This is a genomic window from Pseudomonas sp. LB3P81 (assembly GCF_054897965.1).
In genome coordinates, this window is record NZ_JBUBVG010000001.1 from 404,915 (window position 1) to 430,846 (window position 25,932).

16 protein-coding genes are annotated in these 25,932 nt (G+C 60.8%); 5 read left to right on the forward strand and 11 right to left on the reverse strand.

Features of this window, described 5'->3' with window-relative positions:
- The first annotated feature begins 73 nt into the window (after positions 1-73).
- Together treS and glgB are read left to right on the forward strand one after the other, a co-directional pair.
- A complete protein-coding gene (treS, locus tag ACYZTL_RS01970; RefSeq protein WP_461950340.1) occupies positions 74-3,415 on the forward strand; it encodes a maltose alpha-D-glucosyltransferase in 3,342 nt (1,113 codons plus the stop codon).
- A gap of 2 nt (positions 3,416-3,417) precedes the next feature.
- Entirely contained in the window at positions 3,418-5,649 is a 2,232-nt protein-coding gene (gene glgB, locus ACYZTL_RS01975) for a 1,4-alpha-glucan branching protein GlgB (protein ID WP_461950341.1), read from the forward strand.
- A gap of 139 nt (positions 5,650-5,788) precedes the next feature.
- Here glgB and ACYZTL_RS01980 read toward each other — a convergent pair whose 3' ends face one another.
- The 9 genes from ACYZTL_RS01980 to glgA all read right to left on the reverse strand — a co-directional run bounded on the left by ACYZTL_RS01980 (position 5,789) and on the right by glgA (position 20,192).
- Positions 5,789-6,856 (reverse strand): autotransporter domain-containing protein, encoded by a 1,068-nt coding sequence (locus tag ACYZTL_RS01980; RefSeq protein ID WP_461950342.1) that lies wholly within the window; start codon positions 6,854-6,856, stop codon positions 5,789-5,791.
- 417 nt (positions 6,857-7,273) lie between these two features.
- Positions 7,274-8,074: an endonuclease/exonuclease/phosphatase family protein gene (locus ACYZTL_RS01985; protein WP_461950343.1), complete on the reverse strand. Its 801-nt coding sequence runs from the start codon at positions 8,072-8,074 to the stop codon at positions 7,274-7,276.
- A 164-nt stretch (positions 8,075-8,238) separates the two neighbouring features.
- Entirely contained in the window at positions 8,239-8,997 is a 759-nt protein-coding gene (locus ACYZTL_RS01990; protein ID WP_461950344.1) for a PIG-L deacetylase family protein, read from the reverse strand.
- A gap of 218 nt (positions 8,998-9,215) precedes the next feature.
- Entirely contained in the window at positions 9,216-11,375 is a 2,160-nt protein-coding gene (glgX, locus tag ACYZTL_RS01995) for a glycogen debranching protein GlgX (RefSeq protein WP_461950345.1), read from the reverse strand.
- A gap of 235 nt (positions 11,376-11,610) precedes the next feature.
- On the reverse strand, positions 11,611-11,934 hold the full coding sequence (locus tag ACYZTL_RS02000; RefSeq protein ID WP_461950346.1) for a DUF2934 domain-containing protein: 324 nt from the start codon (positions 11,932-11,934) through the stop codon (positions 11,611-11,613).
- Positions 11,935-11,936: 2 nt separating this feature from the next.
- Positions 11,937-14,723, reverse strand: coding sequence for a malto-oligosyltrehalose synthase (locus ACYZTL_RS02005; protein WP_461950347.1), 2,787 nt, complete (start codon positions 14,721-14,723; stop codon positions 11,937-11,939).
- Positions 14,720-16,798 (reverse strand): 4-alpha-glucanotransferase, encoded by a 2,079-nt coding sequence (gene malQ, locus ACYZTL_RS02010; RefSeq protein ID WP_461950348.1) that lies wholly within the window; start codon positions 16,796-16,798, stop codon positions 14,720-14,722. The genes ACYZTL_RS02005 and malQ overlap by 4 nt, the downstream gene beginning before the upstream one ends.
- Positions 16,795-18,591, reverse strand: a complete 1,797-nt coding sequence (gene treZ, locus ACYZTL_RS02015; protein ID WP_461950349.1) for a malto-oligosyltrehalose trehalohydrolase — start codon at positions 18,589-18,591, stop codon at positions 16,795-16,797. The genes malQ and treZ overlap by 4 nt, the downstream gene beginning before the upstream one ends.
- A gap of 14 nt (positions 18,592-18,605) precedes the next feature.
- Positions 18,606-20,192: a glycogen synthase GlgA gene (gene glgA / locus ACYZTL_RS02020; RefSeq protein ID WP_461950350.1), complete on the reverse strand. Its 1,587-nt coding sequence runs from the start codon at positions 20,190-20,192 to the stop codon at positions 18,606-18,608.
- A 532-nt stretch (positions 20,193-20,724) separates the two neighbouring features.
- On the opposite strand from glgA, the gene ACYZTL_RS02025 reads away from it, so the two are divergent.
- Complete coding sequence (locus tag ACYZTL_RS02025) at positions 20,725-21,537, forward strand: crotonase/enoyl-CoA hydratase family protein (RefSeq protein WP_461950351.1); 813 nt, start codon at positions 20,725-20,727, stop codon at positions 21,535-21,537.
- Positions 21,538-21,544: 7 nt separating this feature from the next.
- A complete protein-coding gene (gene nudC / locus ACYZTL_RS02030) occupies positions 21,545-22,375 on the forward strand; it encodes an NAD(+) diphosphatase (protein ID WP_461950352.1) in 831 nt (276 codons plus the stop codon).
- Here the strand turns inward: nudC and ACYZTL_RS02035 are convergent.
- A complete protein-coding gene (locus ACYZTL_RS02035; protein WP_223434540.1) occupies positions 22,343-23,122 on the reverse strand; it encodes a TSUP family transporter in 780 nt (259 codons plus the stop codon). The genes nudC and ACYZTL_RS02035 overlap by 33 nt on opposite strands.
- Before the next feature lie 283 nt (positions 23,123-23,405).
- Here ACYZTL_RS02035 and pssA point away from each other — a divergent pair, with 283 nt between their 5' ends.
- A complete protein-coding gene (gene pssA, locus ACYZTL_RS02040) occupies positions 23,406-24,749 on the forward strand; it encodes a CDP-diacylglycerol--serine O-phosphatidyltransferase (RefSeq protein ID WP_461950353.1) in 1,344 nt (447 codons plus the stop codon).
- Here the strand turns inward: pssA and ACYZTL_RS02045 are convergent.
- Complete coding sequence (locus ACYZTL_RS02045) at positions 24,744-25,922, reverse strand: MFS transporter (RefSeq protein WP_461950354.1); 1,179 nt, start codon at positions 25,920-25,922, stop codon at positions 24,744-24,746. The two genes, pssA and ACYZTL_RS02045, sit on opposite strands and share 6 nt — an antisense overlap.
- Positions 25,923-25,932: the final 10 nt, after the last annotated feature.

Genomic DNA, 25,932 nt, shown 5'->3' on the forward strand with positions numbered 1-25,932 from the left:
ATCGCAGCCTTCGGCAGCTCCTACAGTGCTCCGCCGGGTTTGAGGGTTCTATTGAATTCAACAGGAGTTTCAAATGGCGAAGAAACCCAAGGCAGCCACTTTTATCAAGGACCCGCTCTGGTACAAGGATGCAGTGATCTACCAGGTTCACGTTAAATCTTTTTTCGACTCCAACAACGACGGGATCGGTGACTTTCCCGGTCTTATCGCCAAACTCGATTACATCGCCGACCTCGGCGTCAACACCATCTGGCTCCTGCCGTTCTACCCGTCGCCACGGCGCGATGACGGCTACGACATTGCCGAATACCGTGGCGTGCATTCCGATTACGGCACCATGGCCGATGCCAAGCGCTTTATCGCCGAAGCCCACAAACGCGGTTTGCGGGTGATTACCGAACTGGTCATCAACCACACCTCGGACCAGCACGCCTGGTTCCAGCGTGCGCGCAAAGCCAAACCCGGTTCGGCGGCGCGGGACTTCTACGTGTGGTCCGATGACGATCAAAAATACGACGGCACCCGCATCATCTTTCTCGACACCGAGAAGTCCAACTGGACCTGGGACCCGGTCGCCGGCCAGTACTTCTGGCACCGTTTCTATTCGCACCAGCCGGACCTGAATTTCGATAACCCGCAGGTCATGAAAGCCGTGCTCTCGGTGATGCGCTACTGGCTCGACATGGGCATCGACGGTCTACGCCTGGACGCGATTCCGTACCTGATCGAACGGGACGGCACCAACAACGAAAACCTGCCCGAGACCCACGACGTCCTCAAACAGATCCGCGCCGAAATCGACGCCAACTACCCCGACCGCATGCTGCTCGCCGAGGCCAACCAATGGCCGGAAGACACGCAGTTGTACTTCGGAGCCACGGACAAAAAAGGCCTCAACGGCGACGAATGCCACATGGCGTTCCACTTCCCGTTGATGCCGCGCATGTACATGGCGCTGGCCCAGGAAGACCGTTTTCCGATCACCGACATTCTGCGCCAGACCCCGGAAATCCCGGCCAACTGTCAGTGGGCGATTTTCCTGCGCAACCACGATGAACTGACCCTGGAGATGGTCACCGACAAGGAACGCGACTACCTGTGGAATTACTACGCGGCCGACCGTCGGGCGCGAATCAACCTGGGGATTCGCCGCCGTCTCGCGCCGTTGATGGAGCGCGATCGTCGCCGTGTGGAACTGCTCAACAGCCTGCTGCTGTCGATGCCAGGCACACCGACGCTGTATTACGGCGATGAAATCGGCATGGGCGACAACATCTACCTCGGCGACCGCGATGGCGTGCGTACGCCGATGCAATGGTCGATCGACCGTAACGGCGGTTTCTCCCGCGCCGATCCGGCGAGCCTGGTGCTACCACCGATCATGGACCCGCAATACGGCTACCTGTCGGTCAACGTCGAAACCCAGGCCGGCGACCCGCATTCGCTGCTCAACTGGACCCGACGCATGCTCGCGGTACGCAAGCAGTCCAAGGCGTTCGGGCGCGGCACCCTGAAAATGCTGTCGCCGAGCAACCGGCGGATTCTGGCCTATACCCGAGAATTCACCGGGGCAGACGGCAAGCACGAAATCATTCTGTGCGTGGCCAACGTCTCCCGCAGTGCGCAAGCGGCGGAACTGGATCTGTCGGCTTACGTCGGCATGGTGCCGGTGGAAATGCTCGGTGGTAACGCCTTCCCGCCGATTGGCCAGTTGAACTTCCTCCTGACCCTGGCGCCTTACGGCTTCTATTGGTTCGGACTTGCTGCGGAGAATCAAATGCCGAGCTGGCACGTAGAACCGGCGCAAAGCCTGCCGGACTTCACCACCCTGGTGCTGAAAAAACGTATGGAAGAACTGCTCGAAGCGCCGTCTCGCGGCACACTTGAGCAGGGCATCCTGCCGAGCTGGTTGCAAAACCGGCGTTGGTTCGCCGGCAAGGACGCAGCCATCGACAAGGTCAATCTGACCTACGGTGTGCGCTTCGGTGATGCGCAACATCCGGTGCTGTTGAGTGAAATCGAAGTCACCAGCGGCGGCCAGACCAGCTGTTATCAGCTGCCGTTCGGCTTCATCGCGGATGATCAGGTCGGACCAGCGTTGCCGCAGCAACTGGCGCTGTCTCGGGTGCGACGCGGTCCGCAGGTGGGTTTGATCACCGATGCATTCAGCCTTGAACACTTCATTCGCGCAGTCTTGCAAGGCATGCAGGACAACACCTTGCTGCCTTCCGATGGCGGCGAAATTCGTTTCGAGCCAACCGCCGAGCTGGCCAGACTGGGCCTGACGGCTGAATCGGAAGTGCGCTATCTCTCTGCCGAGCAGTCCAACAGTTCAGTGGTAATCGGCAGCAGTCTGGTGCTCAAACTGATCCGCAAGGTCGCCTCGGGCGTGCACCCGGAACTGGAAATGAGCGCCTACCTGACCGATGCAGGCTTCGCCAATATCTCGCCGTTGCTGGGTTCCGTGGTCCGCCGCGATGCCAAGGGCGAAGACAACCTGCTGATGATCGCCCAAGGCTATTTGAGCAATCAGGGCGATGCGTGGGAATGGACGCAGAACAACCTCGAACGGGCGCTGCGCGATGAACTCGCCGATGCCATGTCCGAGCAGGAACAGCATTACAACGCCCTCGGCGAACTGCGCGACTTTGCCGGCATGCTCGGTCAGCGTCTGGGGGAAATGCATCAGGTACTGGCAGCGCCGACGGACAACCCGGACTTCGCCCCGCAAGTCACCACGCACAAAGATGCCCAGACCTCGGCCAAGGATGTCGCCGCGCAACTGGAGCACGCGCTGAAGTTGCTCAAGCAGCATCAAAACGAACTGAACCCGGCGGACAAAAACCTGGTCACTCGTTTACTGGACAACAAAAAAGCCATCCTCAGCCACGTTCAGGAACTGGGCAAAAAGGCGACCGGTGGCTTGCGGATTCGCGTCCATGGCGACTTGCACCTGGGGCAAGTGCTGGTGATCAAGGGCGATGCTTACCTGATCGACTTTGAAGGCGAACCGGCGCGGCCACTGGCTGAACGGCGCGGCAAGCACAGCCCGTACAAGGATGTCAGCGGCGTCTTGCGCTCGTTCGACTACGCGGCGGCCATGGCGATCAACGTGCAAAACGTCGATAACACCGCCGATGCCAAAGCCGCCCGTCAGCGAGTCTCCGACCGCTACTTAATTGAAGCGAAACAGACATTTGTCGACGCTTATCGGCTGGCGGCAGCTAGTCTTGCTCATGCGTGGCAAGATCCGGAAGGCGAGGACGCCGCGCTGGCGTTGTTCGGTCTGGAAAAGGCGGCATATGAGGTGGCCTATGAGGCAGAGAATCGGCCCACCTGGTTGCCCGTGCCGTTGCACGGTTTATATGGATTATTGAGTGGGCTTAAACCCTTTTCCGATCTTGGTGGAGAGTAGTCATGAGTTTCTCGAACAAGGAACAGGGTCACGCTAAAGAGGCGTTACTGCCCGGATCGCGGGACATCGACGCGCTGGTACGTGCTCAGCATCACGACCCCTTTGCAATTCTCGGCCCCCATGGCGATAACGCCGGCGGGCAATTCATTCGGGCTTATTTGCCTGACGCGTTGAGCGTACAGGTGCTGGCCAGGGACTCCGGGGAAGAACTCGGCCCCCTTGAGGCCACCGAAACGCCCGGGCTGTTTGTCGGGCATTTCGATTGGGCGCAGCCGTATGTGCTGCGCACGCGTTGGGCGGGCGGCGAACAGGTTGCCGAAGATCCTTACAGCTTTGGTCCGTTGCTCGGTGAAATGGACTTGTACCTGTTCGCCGAAGGCAATCACCGTGACCTGAGCAGTTGCCTCGGTGCGCAGTTGAAAAACGTCGAGGGTGTCGATGGCGTGCGTTTCGCTGTGTGGGCACCGAACGCCAAACGGGTGTCGGTGGTCGGCGACTTCAATAACTGGGACGGCCGTCGGCACCCGATGCGCCTGCGTCACCCTACCGGTGTCTGGGAGTTGTTCATCCCGCGCATGCAGGCAGGTGAGGCCTACAAGTACGAGATCCTCGGTGCCCACGGCATTCTGCCGCTCAAAGCCGATCCGATGGCGCTGGCCACCTCGATGCCGCCAGACACCGCATCGAGAGTGGCTTCGCCGCTGAACATCGACTGGCAGGACCACGAGTGGATGCAGGCACGGGTCGAGCGTTCGCACCCCGGTGCACCGCTGTCGATCTACGAATTGCACGCCGGCTCCTGGCAGTGCGAGCTGGACGATCTGGGCGAAGTGGCCCGTCAGTACACCTGGCATGAGCTGGGCGAACGGTTGATTCCGTACGTCAAGGAACTGGGTTTCACCCACATTGAACTGATGCCGATCATGGAACACCCATTCGGTGGCTCGTGGGGCTATCAACTGCTCTCGCAATTCGCCCCGAGCGCCCGTTACGGTTCGCCGGATGATTTCGCAGCGTTCGTCAACGCCTGTCACCTGGCCGACATCGGCGTCATCCTCGATTGGGTCCCGGCGCATTTTCCGACCGATACCCACGGGCTGGCACAATTCGACGGCACTGCGCTGTACGAATACGGCAACCCGCAGGAAGGCTTCCATCAGGATTGGGACACGCTGATCTACAACCTCGGGCGCACTGAAGTGCATGGCTATATGCTGGCTTCGGGGCTGCACTGGCTCAAGCATTTCCACGTCGACGGCCTGCGCGTCGATGCGGTGGCTTCGATGCTGTATCGCGATTACTCGCGCAAGGCCGGCGAGTGGGTGCCGAACCGTCACGGCGGTCGCGAAAACCTTGAAGCGATCGACTTCCTGCGCCACCTCAACGACGTGGTCAACCTGGAAGCGCCTGGCGCGCTCGTGATTGCCGAAGAATCCACGGCGTGGCCCGGCGTCAGCCAGAGCACGCAACAGGGCGGCCTGGGTTTCGACTACAAATGGAACATGGGCTGGATGCACGATTCGCTGCATTACATCCAGCAGGACCCGGTGTACCGCGCGCATCACCACAACGAACTGAGTTTCGGTCTGGTGTATGCCTGGTCCGAACGCTTCATCCTGCCGATTTCCCACGACGAAGTGGTCCACGGCAAACACTCGCTGATCGACAAGATGCCCGGTGACCGCTGGCAGAAATTTGCCAACCTGCGGGCGTACCTGAGTTTCATGTGGGCGCATCCGGGCAAGAAACTGTTGTTCATGGGTTGCGAATTTGGTCAGTGGCGCGAGTGGAACCACGATCAGCAGCTGGATTGGTACTTGCTGCAGTATTCGGAACACAAAGGCGTGCAGAAACTTGTCGGCGACCTGAACCGGTTGTACCGCGAAGAACCCGCCTTGTATGGGCAGGACGACGCGCCGCAAGGGTTCCAGTGGTTGATTGGCGATGATGCGATCAACAGTGTTTATGCGTTTTTGCGCTGGAGCAAAGACGGGCGGCCGGTGTTGGTGGTGGCTAACTTCACTCCGGTGCCGCGCGAGGCTTATCGTATTGGCGTGCCGTTTGCCGGACGGTGGACTGAGGTGATCAACAGCGATGCGGCGATGTATGCCGGGTCGAATTACGGGAACAGCGGCGGGGCGTCTACCGAGGAAGAGGCGAGCCACGGCCAGGCGTTGTCGCTGGTGCTGAATTTGCCGCCGTTGGCGGTGTTGATGTTGCGGCCGGAGGGTTGATCTGAAACCGCGTCGCTGCCATTCGCGAGCAAGTCGGATCGCCGCACCGCCGCTCCCACAGGGATCACGCTGTACTGTGGGAGCGGGCTTGCTCGCGAAAGCGGTAACTCAGACAACGCACCTCTTGAAAGTCAGTCCCTCACCACCGCATCCGCACACCCAGACTGCCAATCAACCCATTCAAGGCATTGTCATCCACATCACTGCTGTAATCAGCGCTGAAGTACAGACTCACGGCGGGTGTCACTCTGGCCACCAGCCCCAACCCCACTTCGACTGTTGATGAGTTGCGGCTGCTGCTGATCTTGTCGACCTGATCGAGGGTCACGGTATTGCCGGTGTACACCGTGTGCCACAAGTTGGTTCGCACGTACGGTTCGACCGCCAGGCCATTGATGTCGTAACTACCTTTCAACCGTGCACCGACCCGGCCGCTCCAGGAGCTCATGTCGCTGGACGACGCATTTCCCGATCCTGCATAGGGCGTGTCGAGAGTGATTCGCTGATTGATTAACTGCGCCTGGGGTTCGACGACCCAGTTGTCGCTCAAGCCAATCGGAAAGCCGCCTTCCACCGAGAAGGTGACTGCACTGCCTTCGGTGACTTGCCGGGCGCCTTGTTCGTTGCGGCTGACGCCGTTGACCCGACCTCCGCTGGCCGTCAAATCCACGTGCCAGCCTTCGGGGGCGGTCAGGCGCCAGTAGGCGCCGAGGCTCTGGCCTTCAAGGTTAAGCGTGTCGGTGTTGGGGGCGGCGAGGGCGCGACTGGTCAGCAGGCCGTTGCCGTTACTCTGGAACTGACTGGTGCCGCCGATCAGACCGATCTGCTGGGTATGGCCGCTGCCACTTTGCAGGGTGAGGATCGCCGGGCCTTTGAATTGATTGGCGCCAGGAAGCGAGAAGCCCTGGGACTGGTAATCGGTTAGAGCCTGCCGCGACGCCTGTCCGTAAAGCTGATCCCAGGCCGAAGGCGCAACGTCTTCGATCGTCAGGTGTGAACTTCGCAAATCAGGGTTGGCACTGAAGCGGCCGGGGTAGGTTGATGCGAGTGCGGGCAAGGTAAGTACCGGGACCTCCTGGTCATACCAGGGGGTTGTTTCTTCCACGGGAGGCGAGGCCTGCACTTCCATGGATGAGCACAGCAGGAGTGAACTCGAGACAGTGCAAAAAGTGACTTTGATCTCTTGTGGGGTGAATGAAGTTTTCATGGAGGTCTACCTTGCAGTCGCATGAGGCATCTCGCTCTGGCGTCTCTCCTACCCCTGATTGAGGGGCGACCGAATGGAGTGGGGCAAGCCTTGGCCCTCCCGTTTTCACGGGTGTCTGTTGGTTTGCCTCAGGTGATACTTCCGGGGGTAGTACGGTGAAGCTAAGAAGACTGAAGGCTGCGCGTCAAGAAAATGAACGATGAGCGGTTAGACTAAATTAGCGAATGCAACTGATTGTTTTTCTGCGCTTATCTAAGTTCTTGTTTGTACGAAAAATCATCGTGGAGGCCGTGATTCAGAGGCGTTCGGCAGCCGACCATCGGTAAGGCCGCCAAGTATGACCGACGGGATTTCCGATCACATTCGCCCTCAAATTGCTGTCAATAGTGCTTCAGCAAACATTGGTGCACGTCGGGGCTACAAATGCACTTCCACCGCCAACGGCAAATGATCCGACAAATGCGTCCACGGCCTGCTGCCCAGTATCCGCGGGTCGTGGCTACTGGCATTGCGCAGATAAATCCGGTCCAGGCGCAGCAACGGAAACCGAGCCGGATAGGTTTTGGCAGGGCGACCATGGTGGCGCTCGAAGGCTTCGTGCAGGTAGTCGCGACGGCCGAGGGCGGTGTTGCCTTGTAACTGCCAGTCGTTGAAGTCGCCGGCGATGATGACCGGTGCACGGTCGGGCAGGGATTCCAGCAGTTGGCAGAGTAGTTCGAGCTGCAACTGGCGATGGCTTTCCAGCAGGCTCAGGTGCACGCAAATCGCATGGACTTCGGCGTGGCCCGGGACGTCCAGCACACAATGCAACAGTCCGCGGCGTTCGGGACCGGTGATCGAGACGTCGAGGTTGCGGTATTCGCGGATCGGGTACTTCGACAGCAGTGCGTTGCCGTGGTGGCCATTGGGGTAGACCGCGTTGCGGCCGTAGGCGAAATCGCTCCACATGCTGTCGGCCAGAAATTCGTATTGCGAGGTCTGCGGCCAATTGTTGAAACGGGAAGAATGCCGGTCGTGTTCACCGACGACTTCCTGCAGGAACACCAGGTCCGCCGACGTACTGCGTACCGCCTCACGCAGTTCCGGAAGAATGAAGCGTCGGTTGAATGCGGTGAACCCCTTGTGGGTGTTGACCGTCAGCACCCGAAGTCGATGAATCGCCGGGGGCGTGTTCACTGGCACCGAGTCGACGGACTGCCGTTTGGAATCATCGCTCACTTTCACGCCTCTGAATCAGGGTTGCTTATGTATGCGACTGAAACCGGCGCGGGCAGTTCAGCGTGATTCGTCGTGATGCAAAAAGATCGCAGCCTACGGCAGCTCCTACGGTTGAATCGCGTACTCCTGTAGGAGCTGCCGAAGGCTGCGATCTTTTGATCTTCTCAGACAAACACGATTTCATACGGCAACCGCATGCGCTCAAGCAGTACCGGTGGCAGCATCGGGGCTATACCGATGGCCGGTTCACCGTCGAGCTGGCTGGCGTAGGCGTGAGTGGCGTGGCTTTTGCGCGCGACGGTCCAGGTGTCGAGCCGGACCTTGCGTGCGCGGTGCCAAGGGATCAACCCTTGATCGCGCGATGGCCAGTGCCAGGCCCAGACTGGCATTTCGTTCAACGCGGCCCCGACCGAAGCCGCGGCGTTGGCGCTGGCTCGGCCGACGGCGTCATGATCGACATTGCCGTCCTCGCACCAGGTGGTGAACACCACATCGCCAGGCCGCAGGTAGCGGGCAATGAACTGGGTCAATTGAAGCTCGCGCTCGGCGAGGGCATTGTCGGTGAAACCGCCGCGAATCCACTTAAGGCTGTGCATCGGCAAACCGAGCCGGCGCAAGGCTTCGACGCTTTCCTGGGGGCGAAACACGCTGAGACGTTTCTCCGACCACTGCTGCGACCCCGGATGACTGGCGCTGCCGTCGGTGATCGAGATCAATTGCAGGGGATGGCCAAGGGCACTGAGTAATTGCAGCAGACCGCCGCAGGTCACGACTTCGTCACCGGGATGCGGTGCAATCACCACGGCGCGCGCGCCAGTGGGGACCAGGGTCTGAGTGTTGATGACCGGAACATTGTCCAACTGAGGAGCGTTATTCCAGATCTGGGCTGACAGGCTGCTGTCGCTGATGGAAACAGGTTTCATCGGGTTACGTCCTTGTTCTCGTTGATAGCAATGTGCCGCGCTCCGGACCCTGGATTGCGGCGAGAAGAGTATTGCTCAAGTAAGGCTATTCGTCGCGTCGATGTTCGATCCGGCAGACTATTTATCCGGCCTCGACCCGTTCCCGCAAGCACCAGCTCAGCGCCCGGGTATCGGCTTAGTCCGGTGACTGTCGATGGAGAAAGGCCGGCAGGTCCATTTCACTCTTCTTCCTCATGCTGCAATTCGAACAGCAGCAGCGAACGACCAGTGACGGAATACTCATGCCCGAACTCAAAGCGTTCCTGGCCACGGATCGACGGTTGGTTGGTGTCGACCATGCAGGTCCAGAAACCGCCATCCGGGACTTCGGGCAGGGTGAAATTGACGATGTCGTGGTGCGCGTTGACCACCAGCAACAAGGTCGCGTCACCGCCCTTGCGGCGAATCCCGGTTTCCTGCGCCCGGCCATCCAGCAACATGCCGAGGCATTTGCCGTGCGCTTCTTCCCATTGCTCGATGCTCATCTCGCTGCCATCCGGCGCGAGCCAGGTCACGTCCTTGACGCCGATGTCTTCGTTGTAATTGCCCACCAGGAACCGTCCGCGCCGCAGGATCGGGTAGGCCAGGCGCAACTTGATCAGGCGTTTAACGAATTTCAGCAAAGCCTTGCCGTCTTCGCTCAAGTCCCAATTGACCCAACCGATTTCGCTGTCCTGGCAGTAGGCGTTGTTGTTGCCGTCCTGAGTGCGGGCGAATTCGTCGCCGGCCACCAGCATCGGCGTGCCCTGGGCCAGCAGCAGCGTGGCGAAGAAGTTGCGCATTTGCCGCTGGCGCAGCGCGTTGATCTCGGGATCGTCGGTCGGACCTTCGACACCGTGGTTCCAGGACAGGTTGTTGTTGCTGCCGTCCTGGTTGTTCTCGTCGTTGGCTTCGTTGTGTTTGTCGTTGTACGACACCAGGTCGTTGAGGGTAAAACCGTCGTGGGCGGTGATGAAGTTCATCGACGCATACGGCCGCCGACCGCGCTGGTTGAACATCTCGCCGGACGCCGTCATGCGACTGGCGAAGTCGGCCAGTTGACCTTCATCACCTTTCCAGAACGCACGCACGGTGTCGCGGAACTTGTCGTTCCACTCGACCCAACCCGGCGGAAAGCCACCAACCTGATAACCGCCGGGACCGCAATCCCACGGTTCGGCAATCATTTTTACCTGGCGCAGTACCGGGTCCTGACGGCAGGCGACAAGGAAGCTGTGACGCTCGTCGAAGCCATCGTGATAGCGCCCGAGAATGGTCGCCAGGTCAAAGCGGAAACCGTCGACGTGCATTTCCGAAGCCCAGTAGCGCAGGGAGTCGGTGACCATTTGCAGCACGCACGGGTGACTCAGGTCCAGGGTGTTGCCGGTGCCGGAATCGTTGATGTAGAAGCGCTTGTCGTCGGGCTTCAGGCGGTAGTACGAGGCGTTGTCGATGCCGCGCATGGACAGGGTCGGGCCTTGTTCGTTGCCTTCGGCGGTGTGGTTGTACACCACGTCGAGGATCACTTCGAGATTGGCTTCGTGCAGGTGCGCGACCATCTCCTTGAACTCGGCGATCTTGCCGCTGGCCAGGTAGCGCGGGTCCGGGGCGAAGAACGCGATGCTGTTGTAGCCCCAGTAATTGGTCATGCCTTTGTGCAGCAAATGCTGGTCATTCACAAACGCGTGAATCGGCAGCAATTCCACGGTCGACACGCCGAGTTTGCGGATGTGTTCCAGCACATCATCGACCATCAACCCGGCGAAGGTGCCACGCACGTTCTCGGGGACGGAAGGGTGGCGCATGCTGAAACCGCGAACGTGTGTCTCATAAATGATCGTCTTGTCCCACGGCACGCTGACGCGATGGTCGTGGCCCCAGGTGTGAGCCGGGTCGATCACCTTGCATTTCGGCACGAACGGCGCGCTGTCGCGCTCGTCGAAACTGAGGTCGGCGTCAGGGTGGCCGATGGTGTAGCCGAACAGCGCTTCAGACCATTTCAACTGGCCGACCAGTTGTTTGGCGTAGGGGTCGATCAGCAGTTTGTTGTGGTTGAAGCGATGACCTTTGGCCGGGTCATACGGGCCATACACGCGGTAGCCGTAGATCAGCCCCGGATGGGCGTCGGGCAAATAACCGTGGTAGATCTCGTCGGTGTATTCCGGTAGTTCGATGCGCTCCAGTTCGACCTCGCCGGCGTCATCGAAAATGCACAGCTCGACCCTGGTTGCGTTGGCGGAGAACAATGCAAAGTTGACCCCCAGACCATCCCACGTTGCGCCGAGCGGGAAGGGCAAGCCTTCACGAATTCGCGAGGGCTCGGCCTGAGGTTCTGGCGCGGATTTCTTTGGACTGGTCATAGGTGCTCCTGCAAAAAAAGGGGACGCAAACGGTCTAATGTCGATCGGTCTCAATGGGTAGGAGCTGCCGAAGGCTGCGATCTTTTGATGTTGCTTTTGAAGATCAAGATCAAAAGATCGCAGCCTTCGGCAGCTCCTACAGGGGAACGGCGGCGTTCCGGTTTTTCGGGGACGAGCGCGTCCACGGTGGCGAGCGAGCTCGCCACGAGGTCAGTCAGGACAATGCCGGGAAGCGTCAGACCGCGGGCGGTTTACGCGCAGCGCGAGGTTTCTTCTCGGTGGATTTTTCGCCAGGCGGAATCACCGCTGCCGCAGCGACCGGCTTGGCCTTGGCTTTGGTTTTTGGCTCGCCAGCCTTGCCATTGGCGGCTTTGCTGGCGGCGGACTTGCCCGCCGTTTTACTGCCGGCAGCCTTGGGCGATTTACTTGGAGCCAGGGCTTCGGCAGCAGCCAGTTTGCGAGCCATTTCCCAATGACGGGCTTCCTGGCCCTCGGGCTTTCCTTCCGACTCCCAGATCTGATAGGCAAATTCGCGAACGCGTTTTTCGTCGGTACTCATCGCTATGCTCCTGAACTGAACTCAAAGTTTTGGATAAAGAGATTGACCGGGAAATCCTCCAGCGCGACGCCAATCATCAGCTCCTTGTGTTCTGTGACTGCGACGCTGGAAAAAAGTCCCTTCAGATTGTCGTCAGGGGAGGTGAACGGTAATTTGACCCGCGTATCGCCCCACTGCTGCGCGCCGACTTGGGGTTCGGCATTATTGTTCAGCAGGCCTGCACAGCGTATCGGTACGATCACGATGGCCCGCTTCTGGTTGTACGAACGCGCAAATGCCAATACCCGGTGCGCCTCGCTGCCGACCACTTCCAGCGCTTGATACGACCCTCGCTGGAACAGTTCGGCATGCTCGGCGCGCAGGTTCAACGTGCGCGCGATCAGGGTTTGTTTGATACGCCCGTCACGCCAGTTCGCCAGCAGGTCAGGCAGGTCCAGCGGACGGTGCATGGCCTGTTGGCGGCTGGCGTAATCCACCGGGCGGCGGTTGTCCGGGTCGACCAGCGAGAAGTCCCAGTATTCGTTGCCTTGGTAAAGGTCCGGTATGCCCGGCACGGTCATGCGCAGCAAGGTTTGCGCCAGGCCGTTGAGTGCACCGGGTGCAGCCATCGACATCGCCGCGTTACCGAGGCCTGCGCGCAGCCGTTCTCCTTCCGGGCTGAGCAGCAGGCGTTCGAGGAATTGGTGAGCCGCGTGTTCGTAAGCGTCGTTGGGCGCGCTCCAGCTGCTTTGCAACTTGGCTTCGCGCAAGGCTTTCTGTTGCCACTGCCACACACGTTGAGCGTAGTGCTCGTACGCCGCGTGATCGTCATTGCGCAGATCCAGTGGCCAACTGCCGAGAAGTGCTTGATACAGGATCAGCTCATCGCCCGGGGACGGCATCTGGTCGTCTTCGCGCAGCGGCCGGGCCAGCGTCCGCCAGAGCAACACCTGCTCGGCAAACCACGCGCTGCGCTCGCTCAACACCGCCAGCCTGGCGCGGGTGTCTTCGCCGCGTTTGTGGTCGTGGGTCGCAGTGGCCAGCAGGTTGTCGGGGAATTCTTCGAGACGATTGAGGCACGCCGCATGGAAGTCGGCCACCGGCGCGCTGAATTGCTCGGTGCTGAAACCCACGTCATTGCGCGACAGCAGAACCGCCGAGCGATAGAACGCGGTGTCTTCCACGGCCTTTGCCGCCGCCGGCGACGTCAGTTGCTGAAAACGTACGCAGGCGTGCTTGAGCATCTTGCGCGGGCGACCTACCGGACGTTTGCGCCACGGTTCACCACCCAACCATCGGGCCAGGCAATCGAGCACGGGCCAATCCGCCTCGCCGAGGGTTTGTCGCGCACCCTCCATGGCTTGCTGGAAAAACACATCGTCTTGCGCGGAGCGCCCACGGGGGCTGATGTAGGTGCGATACACCGGAAAGTGCACGATCAATTCCTGCAACGCCCGACGAATCGCGCCGAGGGTCAGGTCGCGAGTCATCAGGTCGCCCCGGGCCACTTGCAGCAGGGCCTGGGCGACACTTTCGAAATCACCGGCAAGGGAGCCATTGAGGATTTGCTGTCGTGCCAGCTGCGCTTCCTGACGAAAATCGGCGGGCCGTTCGCTGTAGCGATTCCACAGTTCACCCAGGGGTTGTGCGCCGGCGGGGTCATGTTGCAGCAACGACAACTGGTTCATGAATTCGTAACCGGTGGTGCCGTCCACCGACCAGTCACGGTGCAGGGTTTCCCCCTCGCCAAGGATCTTCTCGACGTAGATCGGCAAGTGTCGACCCGGCGCCAGGCTGTCGACCCGACGCCGCAGTTTTCGGCAGTAACCACGCGGGTCGGCGAGGCCGTCGATGTGGTCGATGCGCAAGCCGTCGATCAGGCCCTCAGCCACCAGTTCGAAGATTTTTGCGTGGGTCGCCTCGAACACGGCCGGACGCTCCACGCGCAGGCCGCCCAGTTCGTTGACATCGAAAAAGCGCCGCCAGTTGATGTCGTCCGCTGCCGTGCGCCAACTGGCGAGGCGATAGCTCTGGCGCTCCAGCAACTGATGCAGACGCTGGAAGCCGTCCGGTGTGAGCGAATCGTAGGCTTTCAGGTTCTGTTCGATGGTTTGAAGCACGGTCGGGTCGCTGGCGAGTTCGCGCAGTTCGTCTTTCAACGGCATTGCCAGACGGTGGGCGTCGGTCTGATAACTCAAGGTGCTGAAGCGGTCGGCCAGTGATTTGAGCTGCTTGTCATCCGCTTTCAGCAGTTCGCCGTAATTCATCGGGCAAATCGGGAAATGATGGTCGTAGTGTTCGACGTAAAACGCGCCGTGTCGTGCATCGAAGCGCAAGGGCAGGGTGCCGTCCTGCAACGCAACGCCGTAATCGCTGCCGAGGAAGGGCAACAGCAGTTGGCCTTCCATCAACGGATCGGGCGAATGCCACTGGATGTCGAAGAACTCGCCATAAGGACTCAGGCGTCCCCATTCCAGCAAGTCCAGCCACCAGGGGTTATCGCCGCCGCCGACGGCCATGTGGTTGGAGACGATGTCGAGGATCAGCCCCATGTTCTGCGCACGCAACGCGCTGACCAGCCGGCGCAACGCTGCTTCGCCGCCCAGTTCAGGGTTGACCGTCGTCGGGTCCACCACGTCATAGCCATGCATGGAGCCGGCGCGGGCGCTCAGCAACGGCGAGGCGTAGACATGGCTGATGCCGAGGCTGGCGAAATACGCCACCAGCGGCACCGCATCGTCGAGCGTGAAGCCTTTATGAAACTGCAGTCGCAAAGTCGCGCGCAGCGCTTGAATGCGTTGCTGATTCATCGGTCACGCTCGGCGGCCTGAAGTCGCGCACAAGCGAGCAGTTCCAGGCGCCGGGCGGCGTCCGGGTCATCGAGCATCGCTTCGCTGGCACCGGGCAAGCGTCGCGACCAATTGGGATGAGTGTCGATGGTGCCGGGCAGGTTGGCCTGCTGTTCGATGCCCAGGGCATCCTCCAGCGGCAGCAACACCAGCGGCGCGCGGGTATGACCAAGGAAACGAATGGCTGCGTCGAGCACCTGATCGGTTTCGTGGGATTCCTCGCGGAAGTTTTGCGGATCTTCGCTCAACACGCGGCGCAGGCCTTCGCGCTCCCGTTCGCGATGATGGCGCCACTCGATTTCACTTTGGGCATCGACCAGCCCCAGTCGAGCGTTCCAGTCGATATCGCGGCCATGCCACCAGCCATTGAGCGTCGGCAGGTCGTGGGTGCTGGTGGTCGCCAGTGCGTTGTCCGGCCAGTCGAGGATCGGTTTGAAGCGTGCGTTGTCCTGTTCGAACAGCATCACGCGCATGCCGAGGATCGCGCGGGCGATGAGTTTTTCCCGCAGGCCGTCCGCCACCGTCCCGAGATCTTCGCCGAGGACGATGGCCTGATGCCGATGGGATTCCAGGGTCAGCAGGCGCAGTAGATCGTCAACCGGGTAATAGAGATAAGCGCCGTCAGCGGGTGATGCGCCGTTAGGGATCACCCACAGCCGTTGCAGGCCCATGACGTGATCGATGCGCAGGCCGCCAGCGTGGGCGAAGTTGGCCCGGAGCATTTCGATAAAGGCGCGAAAGCCGTTGCGCACCAGACCTTCGGGCGAGAATGCGGAAATCCCCCAGCCCTGGCCGGTGCGGTTGAGAATGTCCGGCGGCGCGCCTACGGTCAGGGAGGCAAGTAATTCGTCCTGACGGCTCCAGGCCTGGCTGCCACCGCCATCGGCACCCACCGCCAGGTCAGCGATCAAACCAATGCTCATGCCGCTGCTGCGGGCGGCGGTTTGCGCTCGCTCCAGGCATCGGGTGATCAGCCATTGGCAGAAGGCAAAGAAGCCGATGCGCCCGGCATTCTCTTCGGCGAATTCGGCCAGCGCCGCGCTGCGCGGATCGCGCCATTGCTCGGGCCATTCGCGCCAGTCGAGGTCTTCACCCTTGGCGGCGCGGTCTTCCTGGATGGCTTCGAAGCGGCAGTGGTTTTCCAGGGCTTCGCCGGCAGCGTGGCGGAAACTGCTGAAGTCGGCATGCAGCGGGTGTTCGCCCTGGACAAAGCCTTCGTACAACGCCTGCAACAGACGATGCTTGGCTTCAGCCGCGACGGGCCAGTCGATCAGGGGCAATTCTTCCAGGTGCTTGAGTTCAGCGGCGAGTCCGGTGGCATCAATCGCCGTGCGCATCGCTCGCTCGCCAAGGATCGCACCGGGCGCGGCGTACAGGCTGTTGAGAAACAAACGGCTGGACGGTGAATAAGGACTGTAGCGCTGGGTGTCGCTGCTGAACATCGCGTGCAGCGGACTGATCGCCAACGCTTCGGCGCCACGTTCACCGGCTACCCGGGCGAGATCCTCCAGTGCCTGGGTATCGCCGAAACCGCCATCGCCGGGACGGCGCAGCGAATACAACTGCACGCTGAGACCCCAGGCGCGCGGGATCGGACTGTCGACGGCATCACCGACGCTGTAGCAGCGCGTCGGTGCCACGGCCAGCGTAAAGGATTGCCCGTCAATGCTGACGTGCTGGTAACCGACCGGGATCAGCCCCGGCAACATCGCCTCGGCATCCAGTTTCAGGTTGAGCCGCGAGCCGTCTTCGAGGTGGATTTCGCAGGGTGTTTCCGGTTCAAAGTAATGCGCCAGGCTGAGGCCCACGCCAACGTCGGCGGTCAATAGCGGCGGCAGGTGCCGGGTCTGTTGCACCTGCAGCAATTCAAGCAGGCTGGCGTCGATTTCCTGTGCGCTGCCGGCCGGGTGGCCGAGTCCGGTCAGGACATTGCGTAACACGGATGGAGCGACTTTCTGTGGGCGGCCGTTGGCGTCGATCCAGTCGACCGCCAGGCCAGCTCGGCTGGCCAGTATTTCCAGTTGCGCATCGCTCATTGGCGCTCTCCATCCGGGGTTGGCAAAGGGGCTGCGGGCGTGAGGCTGACTAGCGCGCAATACGGGGCAAGCGTGCCCTGATTCAGCAGGTCGGCGGACTTCGGCGGGTGTTCGAACAACAACGAAGCGTCGGCCTGTGGGGAGTGGACCACCGGCTTGTCGCTGAGGTTCAGGTCGATGCGCAGCTCGCTGCCGTTGCCCAGTCGCCAGCGCGCCGTCACGGCGCCCTCGGCCAATACGTCCGCGCCCAATGCCTGGGCGCCAGGCAGATGGGGAATGATTTGCTCACGACGGATCTGCAGCAGTTGGCGATAAAGTCCGTAGAGGGCGGATGTCCGGGTGGCTGACAGTTTCGGTCGTGAGGCTTCAAAGGTCTGCGGCGCGTTGGGGTCGGGGATCTGTTCGCGCTTATGCGGATCGGCAAATGAGCTGAACGCGGCAAATTCGTTACGGCGTCCTTCGCGAACCCGTTCCGCCAGTTCACCGTGGTGGCTGGTGAAAAACAGGAACGGTTGTTCGGCGGCGAATTCGTCACCCATGAACATCAGCGGGATCATGGGCGACAGCAGCAACAACGCGGTGGCGGCTTTCAATGCGTCGGGATGGGCCAGTTGATGCAGCCGTTCGCCAAACGCGCGATTGCCGATCTGGTCATGATTTTGCAGAAACAGCACGAATGCCGTGGGTGGCAAGTGACCACTGGGTTCACCCCGGGCTTTGCCATGGCGGTTGATGTGGCCCTGAAACACGAAGCCCTGGCTCAGGCAGCGGGCCAATTGTTCGGTGGGGTTGTCGGCGTAGTCGGCGTAATAGGCATCGGTTTCACCGGTCAGCAGCACGTGCAACGCGTTGTGGCCGTCGTCGTTCCACTGCGCGTCGTAACCTTCCTGCAACAAGCTGGCCTGGTTGTGCTCGTTTTCGACCGTCAGCCAGACATGCCGCGCCGGATCGGTCTGCTGCCGGACCCGTTGCGCCAGTTCCTGAAGAAAGTCCGGGCTTTCGATGGCATGTACTGCGTCAAAGCGCAAACCGTCAAAGCGGTACTCCAGCAACCACATCAACGCATTGTCGATGAAGAAGTCGCGCACCTCGCGCCGCCGGAAGTCGATGGCCGCGCCCCAGGGCGTGTGCTTGTCTTCATTGAAGAACGCCTTGGCATAGCGATGCAGGTAATTGCCGTCCGGGCCGAAGTGGTTGTAGACCACGTCGAGGATCACCGCCAGACCATGGCCGTGGGCGGTGTCGATCAAGTGCTTGAGTTGTTCGGGAGTGCCATAGGAAGCCTGGGGCGCGTAGGGCAGCACGCCGTCGTAGCCCCAGTTCCGTTCACCGGGAAATTGCGCAATGGGCATCAGCTCGATGGCCGTAATGCCCAACGCCGCGAGGCGCTCGAGGTGCTGTTCGACTTCGCTTAAACCGCCCAGCGCACCGACATGCAACTCGTAAATCACCGCCTCGTTCCATGGCCGCCCCAGCCATGTGCTGTGTTGCCAGGTGTAGGCGAGGGGATCGACCACCACACTGTACAGATGAAGGTCCCCGGCCTGTGCGCGGGAGGCCGGGTCGGGTACTTCAATCTCGCCGTCGATGTTGTAGCGGTAACGCGTGCCGGCGGGGCAACGCGTTTTGATCACGAACCAGCCATCGGCCTGAGGCAGTAGTGGCAAGGATTGTCCATCTTCCAGTTCGACACTGACAAAAAACGCATCTGGCGCCCACAAGGCAAAACGCGTGTGTTCTGCGTCCAGCATGATTGCGCCGTGGGGCCAGGTCTCAAGGGTCCGTAACGGCATCGTTGAAAAACCTCTTACTGTCTGTTCGATTTCCCCAGCGCTTTAGCCACCAGCTGTTCATAGAGATCGGCGTAGGGTTCGACCGCTTTGCTCCAGTTGAACGGCGCAGCCATGGCGCGGCAACGCATGGCGTTGAGCAGGTCGGGAAAGGCAAACACCTTGAAGGCCCGGCTCAGGGCTTCCTGATAACTCTCTACGGTGGATTCGTCGAACAGGAAACCGGTCACGCCGTTTTCGATGGTGTCGGCCAGACCACCGGTGTTGCGGGCCACCGGCAACGAACCGAAGCGCTGGGCGTACATCTGGCTCAGGCCGCAAGGTTCGTAACGGGACGGCATCAGCAGGAAATCGCTGCCGGCGAACATGCGGCGGGCGTCCGTTTCGTTGAAGCCGATGCGTACACCAATCTGCCCGGGGAAACGCAGGGCCAGTTCACGCATGGCTTGTTCTTCTTCCGGTTCGCCACGACCGATGATCGCGATCTGGCCACCTGATTTGACGATGTACTCGGACACGGCTTCGGTCAGGTCCAGGCCTTTCTGGTAGACCAGACGCGAGACCACGGCAAACAGCGGGCCTTCTGAATCGTCCAGGCCGAACAGGTCGCGCACGTGCGCCGCGTTGACCGCTTTACCTTCCCAGTCACCGATGCCGAACGGACGGAACAGGTGCGAGTCAGTGGCGGCGTCCCAGCTCTCATCAATGCCATTGGGAATGCCGCTGAGCAGGCCTTGCTGGGTCTTGGCGGCGAGAAAGCCGTCGAGGCCACAGCCGAAGGCCGGCGTGGTGATTTCCTGGGCGTAGGTGGCGCTGACCGTTGTGATGTGGCTCGAATAAGCCATGCCGGCCTTGAGGAACGACATCTTGCCGTAGAACTCCATGCCTTCCTGTTGCAGGGCATGCGTGGGAATGCCCAGCTCCGGGCAGGACCCGAGACTGGTCACGCCTTGATAAGCGAGGTTGTGAATGGTGAACAGCGTCGGGGTGCGCTGCCCACGCCAGTGCATGTAGGCAGGCGCCAGGCCGGCGGGCCAGTCATGGGCGTGCACCAGGTCCGGGCACCAGTGAATCTGGGCGAGGTTGGCGGCGATATCGGCGGCGGCCAGGCCCAGGCGGGCGAAGCGGATATGGTTGTCCGGCCAGTCGCGGCCGTTGTTGGCGCCGTAGGGCGACCCTTCGCGCTCGTAGAGTTCAGGGCAGATCAACACGTAAATGACCAGACCGTCGGGCATGTCCATGCGCCCGATCTTGCAGGGGGGCAACGCGGCGTGACCACCGAGCTCGCCAATGACATGAATCGGGTTTTCGCTGTTCAGCACTTGCGGGTAACCGGGGATCAATACACGCACATCGTGCAATTGCGCCATGGCCCGGGGCAGTGCAGCAGAGACGTCGCCCAGACCGCCGGTCTTCACCAGGTCGGCGATTTCCGAGGTCACGAACAAGACTTTCTTTCGATTGGGATTCTGAATCGACACCGGCGTCAACGTCTTGGTGCTCGGAACGTTGATCGATTGGACAGTTGGGGCGCTGACGACGCTCGATTCGCCGACCTGCTGATGAGCACGTTCTCCCTGGACATCTAAACCCGCACTGATCATATGAATCTCCCGTATTGTTGATCTAATTCTCAGGTCCATTCGTGGCCAATTCCTGTGGCCGAGCGCAAACGCGCCACGCAGTGGCTAGCAAAGGCTTCCCATGCGTTGAAGCAGTATGGCTGGAGAGGTCGTTGCAAGGATTGCACCAGTCGCAACGCACTTACCTTTCAGAAGACCGACTCAAAACCGCAAAAGTTTAGATTTTTTTTGCACTTTGTGACCGGCCGGTTCTACCCCGCGAAAAGGAGTCTAGGCCAGAACTTAGAGCGGTGAGGAAAATGTTCGACAATCGGTTCAAAGAGGTACGAACGTGCATGAATAGCGCTCGAACGCTCCGACGAAGGGCATGTTTTTCTGCGATCGAGCCCCAAAAAGTAATCTGACTTTCACACGAATGTGCCAGCGCCGTACGTCTTGCGCACCATTGTAGTGCGCTCGGCGGTCCTGCTTTTGGCCGAACCGCTGCCTTACTGCCGAACGGGATGCCTTGTTATAGTTCGGGCCTCTTTTTTGCCCGGTAAAGGATCACTGCATGTCTGAGTACACTGCGTTCACTGTCGAACTGGCCGATAAAATCGCCCATGTGCAAATCAATCGTCCGGAAAAAATCAATTCGATGAACGCTGCGTTCTGGAACGAGATCATCGAGATCTTCCAGTGGATCGACGACACCGACGAAGTGCGGGTGGTGGTGCTCAGTGGCGCCGGCAAACATTTCTCGTCCGGCATCGACCTGATGATGTTGGCCGGCGTGGCCAATGAGCTGGGCAAAGATGTCGGCCGCAACGCGCGTCTGCTGCGCCGCAAGATTCTGGCGCTGCAAGCCTCCTTCAATGCCGTCGACAATTGCCGCAAGCCGGTGCTGGCGGCGATTCAGGGTTATTGCCTGGGTGGCGCGATCGACCTTATTGCTGCCTGCGACATGCGTTACGCCGCCGAAGACGCGCAATTCTCGATCAAGGAAATCGACATCGGCATGGCCGCCGACGTTGGCACCTTGCAACGCTTGCCGCGGATCATCGGTGACGGCATGCTGCGTGAACTGGCTTACACTGGTCGCTCGTTCGGCGCCGAGGAAGCGCGTGGCATGGGCCTGGTCAATCGCGTCTACAGCGACACCGCCAGCCTGCTCGACGGCGTCATGGGCATTGCCCGCGACATCGCCGGCAAGTCACCGATTGCGATCACCGGCACCAAAGAGATGATCGGCTACATGCGCGACCATCGCATCGACGACGGCCTCGAATACGTCGCCACCTGGAACGCCGCCATGCTGCAATCCACTGATTTGCGCGTGGCCATGGCTGCCCACATGAGCAAACAGAAACCCGAATTTCTGGATTGATTGAAAAATGACTTCACGCTGGACCACCGCAGTACTGGACACCGATCAACCGGGCGGCTGGGCCGTTGCGCGCAGCCCTGAAGGCTTTTTGTTCGATGACAATGGCGCGCTGTTCCCGCGTGAATGGCTCAAGCGTCAGGACCTGTCGATTCTCGCCGAACATGGCATCGGCCACCTGGATGGCGAGCCGGTGTATCTGCTGGAGCTGCGCAGTCACAGCGAAGTGCCGGGCTGCAACTGGAAAGGCCTGCGGGCGTTCATGCTCGAGGGTGATCACGCCGTTTACAAGGTGCTGGGTTATGCCGCGCAGATCGGCACCTGGGCCCGAGAGCACCGCTTTTGCGGCAATTGCGGGCAAGCCACGAAGCAAGTCATCCGGGAACGGGCGATGTACTGCGAACCGTGCGATCTGCGTTATTACCCGCGCATTTCGCCGAGCATGATCGTGCTGATCACCCGTGGCGATGAAATCCTGCTGGCGCGTTCACCGCGTTTTGTCACCGGGATCTACAGCACGCTGGCGGGATTTGCCGAGCCGGGCGAGTCGGCCGAAGACTGCCTGATTCGTGAGGTTCGCGAGGAAGTGCAGATCGAGGTCAAGAACATCCAGTACATGGGCAGCCAGTGCTGGCCATTCCCGCACTCGATGATGCTCGGCTTTCACGCCGAGTACGCCGGTGGCGAGATTGTGTGCCAGGAAGACGAGATCGAGGACGCCCAGTGGTTCAACGTGCACGAGCTGCCGCCGTTACCGGCGTCACGCTCGATTGCCCGCTACCTGATCGACGTCTATGTGGCGCGGCGTTTAGGCCACGCTGAACCAGTGTTGCCAGGCTAACCGCACAGTCAGGCCCAGCACCACGGTGATGAACACCGGGCGAATGAACTTGGCTCCGCCACTGATGGCGGAGCGCGCGCCGAAGAATGCGCCGACCATTACCGACAGGCCCATGCTCAGGCCGATGATCCAGTCCACTTGCCCGGAAAAGATGAACACCGACAGCGCCGCAATGTTGCTGACGAAGTTCATGCTGCGGGCCACGCCGCTGGCCTTCACCAGGTCGATGGGGTACATCAGCAGGCTGCTCACGGTCCAGAACGCGCCAGTACCGGGGCCGGCCACGCCGTCGTAGAAACCGAGGCTGAAGCCTTGGGTCGATTGCCACTTTTTCTTGATCGGTGCGTTGCTGTCCAGCGGCGCTTTCGGCGTGCCACCAAACAACAGATAAAGACCGCAGGCGAACACAATCACCGGCAACATTTTGTTCAACCATTCAGCGGGCAGGTAATGCGCAACCACTGCACCGGTCAACGCACCGACCAGCGTACCGACGATGGCGTGCACCCACTGCCGGGGATGGAACAGCTTGCGTCGGTAGAAGGTGAAACTGGCGGTGGCCGAGCCGAAGGTCGAACTGAGTTTGTTGGTGCCCAGCACCAGATGCGGCGGCAGGCCGGCGGTCAGCAGCGCCGGGGTGGTCAACAGCCCACCGCCGCCTGCGATGGCGTCGATGAAACCGGCAATGAAGGCGACGACGGCCAGAATGGCCAGGGTGGTGAGGTCAACGCTGAGTTCGAAAGGCATGGAATCGGCTTATTCGGCGGGGTGCAGGAAAAGGCTGCGGGGAAGGGCCGATATCTTACCTATATCCAACTTTTGCTGCGACCTGTCTGGCCTCTTCGTCGGAACGCCGCCCGGAGCAAGCCCGCTCCCACAGGGTCTGGGTGAACACAAACTATGTAAGCACCCTCAATCCTTGTGGGAGCGGGCTTGCCCGCGATGGCGCCGGAGCAGACAGCCACAAGACCCAAGCCCATCCATGGTGTAAGCTCTCAAGCTCTCCAGATTCGACCCATTTGCGAGCCCTATGCCGTCGCTTTTCAAACGCTCTCTGCTGCCCAAACTGCGCAGTTTTCCGCTGACCGCCGATGCCGTCACCATCCTTTCTGGCGCTGCCGAGTTCCGTCGTTGCCTGCTGGAAAAAATCGCCCAGGCGACCCGGCGCATCTACATCGTCGCGCTGTACCTGCAACAGGATGAAGCCGGCCAGGAAATTCTCGATGCCTTGCACGCCGCCAAACTGGCGCGTCCGGAACTGGACGTGGTGGTCGTCGTCGACTGGCTGCGCGCCCAGCGTGGCTTGATCGGTGCCGGCAAGCAGCCGGGCAACTCGGCGTGGTATCAGGAAACCACCCGAACCCACGCCAGCGTGGTCCCTGTGTACGGCGTGCCGGTGCAGACCCGCGAGCTGTTCGGCGTGCTGCATTTGAAAGGCTTCGTAATCGATGACTGCGTGATTTACAGCGGCGCGAGTCTCAACAACGTCTACCTGCACAAGTTCGACAAATACCGCTACGACCGCTATCACCTGCTGCAGAACAGCGCGCTGGCCGATTCGATGCAGCACCTGGTCCAGCACGGTCTGATCGCCTCGAAAGCGGTGCATCGCCTCGATTTGCCAAACCTGCCGACCACCCGCAGCCTGCGCAACGACATTGGCGACCTGCGCAGCCGCCTCAAGCACGCCGCGTACGACACGACGCAGGGCATCACGGACAAGGGCGGTCTGTCGGTGAGCCCATTGCTGGGTGTGGGCAAAAACAATCCGCTGAACCGGGTGATCTGCGAACTGATCGCCAGTGCCCAGCATCAACTGACCATCTGCACGCCGTACTTCAATTTGCCGCTGGCGATCATTCGCGAGATCAATCGGGCGCTGGCGCGAGGCGTGAAGATCGACATCGTGGTCGGCGACAAGACCGCCAACGACTTCTACATTCCGCCGAGCGAGCCGTTCAGGGTGATCGCGGCGTTGCCGTACCTCTACGAAATCAGCCTGCGGCGTTTCACCAAGCGTCATCATCGTAGCGTCGACAGTGGCCAGTTGAACCTGCACCTGTGGAAGGACGGCGATAACACCTATCACCTCAAAGGCATGTGGATCGATCAGCGTTATACCTTGCTGACCGGCAACAACCTCAATCCGCGGGCGTTTCGTCTCGATCTGGAAAATGCGTTGCTGATTGATGATCCGAAAGGGGAATTGCTGGTGCCGCGTCGCAGCGAGCTGGCGGAGATTTTCCAGCACACCACGCGCATCGAGCGGTATCAGGACCTGGAAACCCTGCCGGATTACCCGGCGGGCGTGGCCAAGTTCCTCAAGCGCGTCAGTCGCGTGCGCATTGAACGCTTGCTCTATCGCATTCTATAAAGCCCGACGCTGCCGGGGCCCTGGCCACAAGGCCACCAGCAGCAATAACGTTGCGGCCACCAGATACGGCAAGCGAGGCTCGATGCCGTAGATCAGCGTGGCCGCCAACGGCCCGATCACCACGCCGAACCCTTGAGCGGCGCCGATGGAACCGGCGGTCGCGCCTTGCTCCGAGGCCTCGACCGCATTGGCGGCAAGTGCGGCGAAGGACGGGAAAATCAGGCCCATGCCGCCCGCCGAGACAAAGAAGCACAACCATAAGCCCCACGCGGTATCGGCAATGATGCTGCCGGAAAAGCCCAGCGCAGCCACCACCGCGCCGACCCGAATCAACCGCAGCGGCGGCCATTCCAGTCGACGCACAACCAATTGCGAACAGATTAACGCGAACCCCACCATGGTCAGGGCGATACCGGCCGTTTGCGCGGCGTCGGCGGGGCTCATGCCGAGTCGGTCGAGGGCGAAAAAGCCAACGGTGATCTGGGCGATAGACACGCACAGCATCGCCACGAACGCCACGACCATGGGCCGGCGCAGCCGTGCATCATTCAGGTGAACCTTGCGCGGTGCCTGGCGCAAATGCAGTTCCTGAGCCTTGAGCTTGTAACGCAGCACGAGGAACGCCAGCAACGGTAAAAAAGCCATGGCGTAGAACGGCAGACTCAGGCTGTATCGGGACAGCAAGGCTGCGATCGCCGGGCCGATCACCAGCCCGCAGGCGTTGGCAGCACCCAATGCGGCCATGGCTTTGGCGCGATGTTGCGGTTCGACGTTGTCGGCAATCAACGCATTGCAGCCCACCGGAATCGCCGCGTAGAACACGCCGATCAGCCCGCGCCCGAACATCAGTCCGATAAACGCCAGCAGCGCCGACGGCAGGAATCGCAACGAAGTGTCGATGAACAGGCACAAGGCCCAATAGGCGAGGGTGAATCCCGCCGTGCCGAGCAACAGAATCCGCCGCCGTCCGAAGCGGTCGCTGGCCTGACCCCACGGACGCGCCAGCACCATCCAGATCACCCCCGACACCGTCACCGCCGCCCCGGCCTGCCAGGTGGCCAGGCCCAATACCCGGGCGATGGGCCCGATCAATGAGACGAACGCCATCATCGCCATGGTGCAGGCCATGTTGGCGACCATGAGCGGGCGCAGGTCGAAGGTTGGGGCGGACATGGGTGAGTCT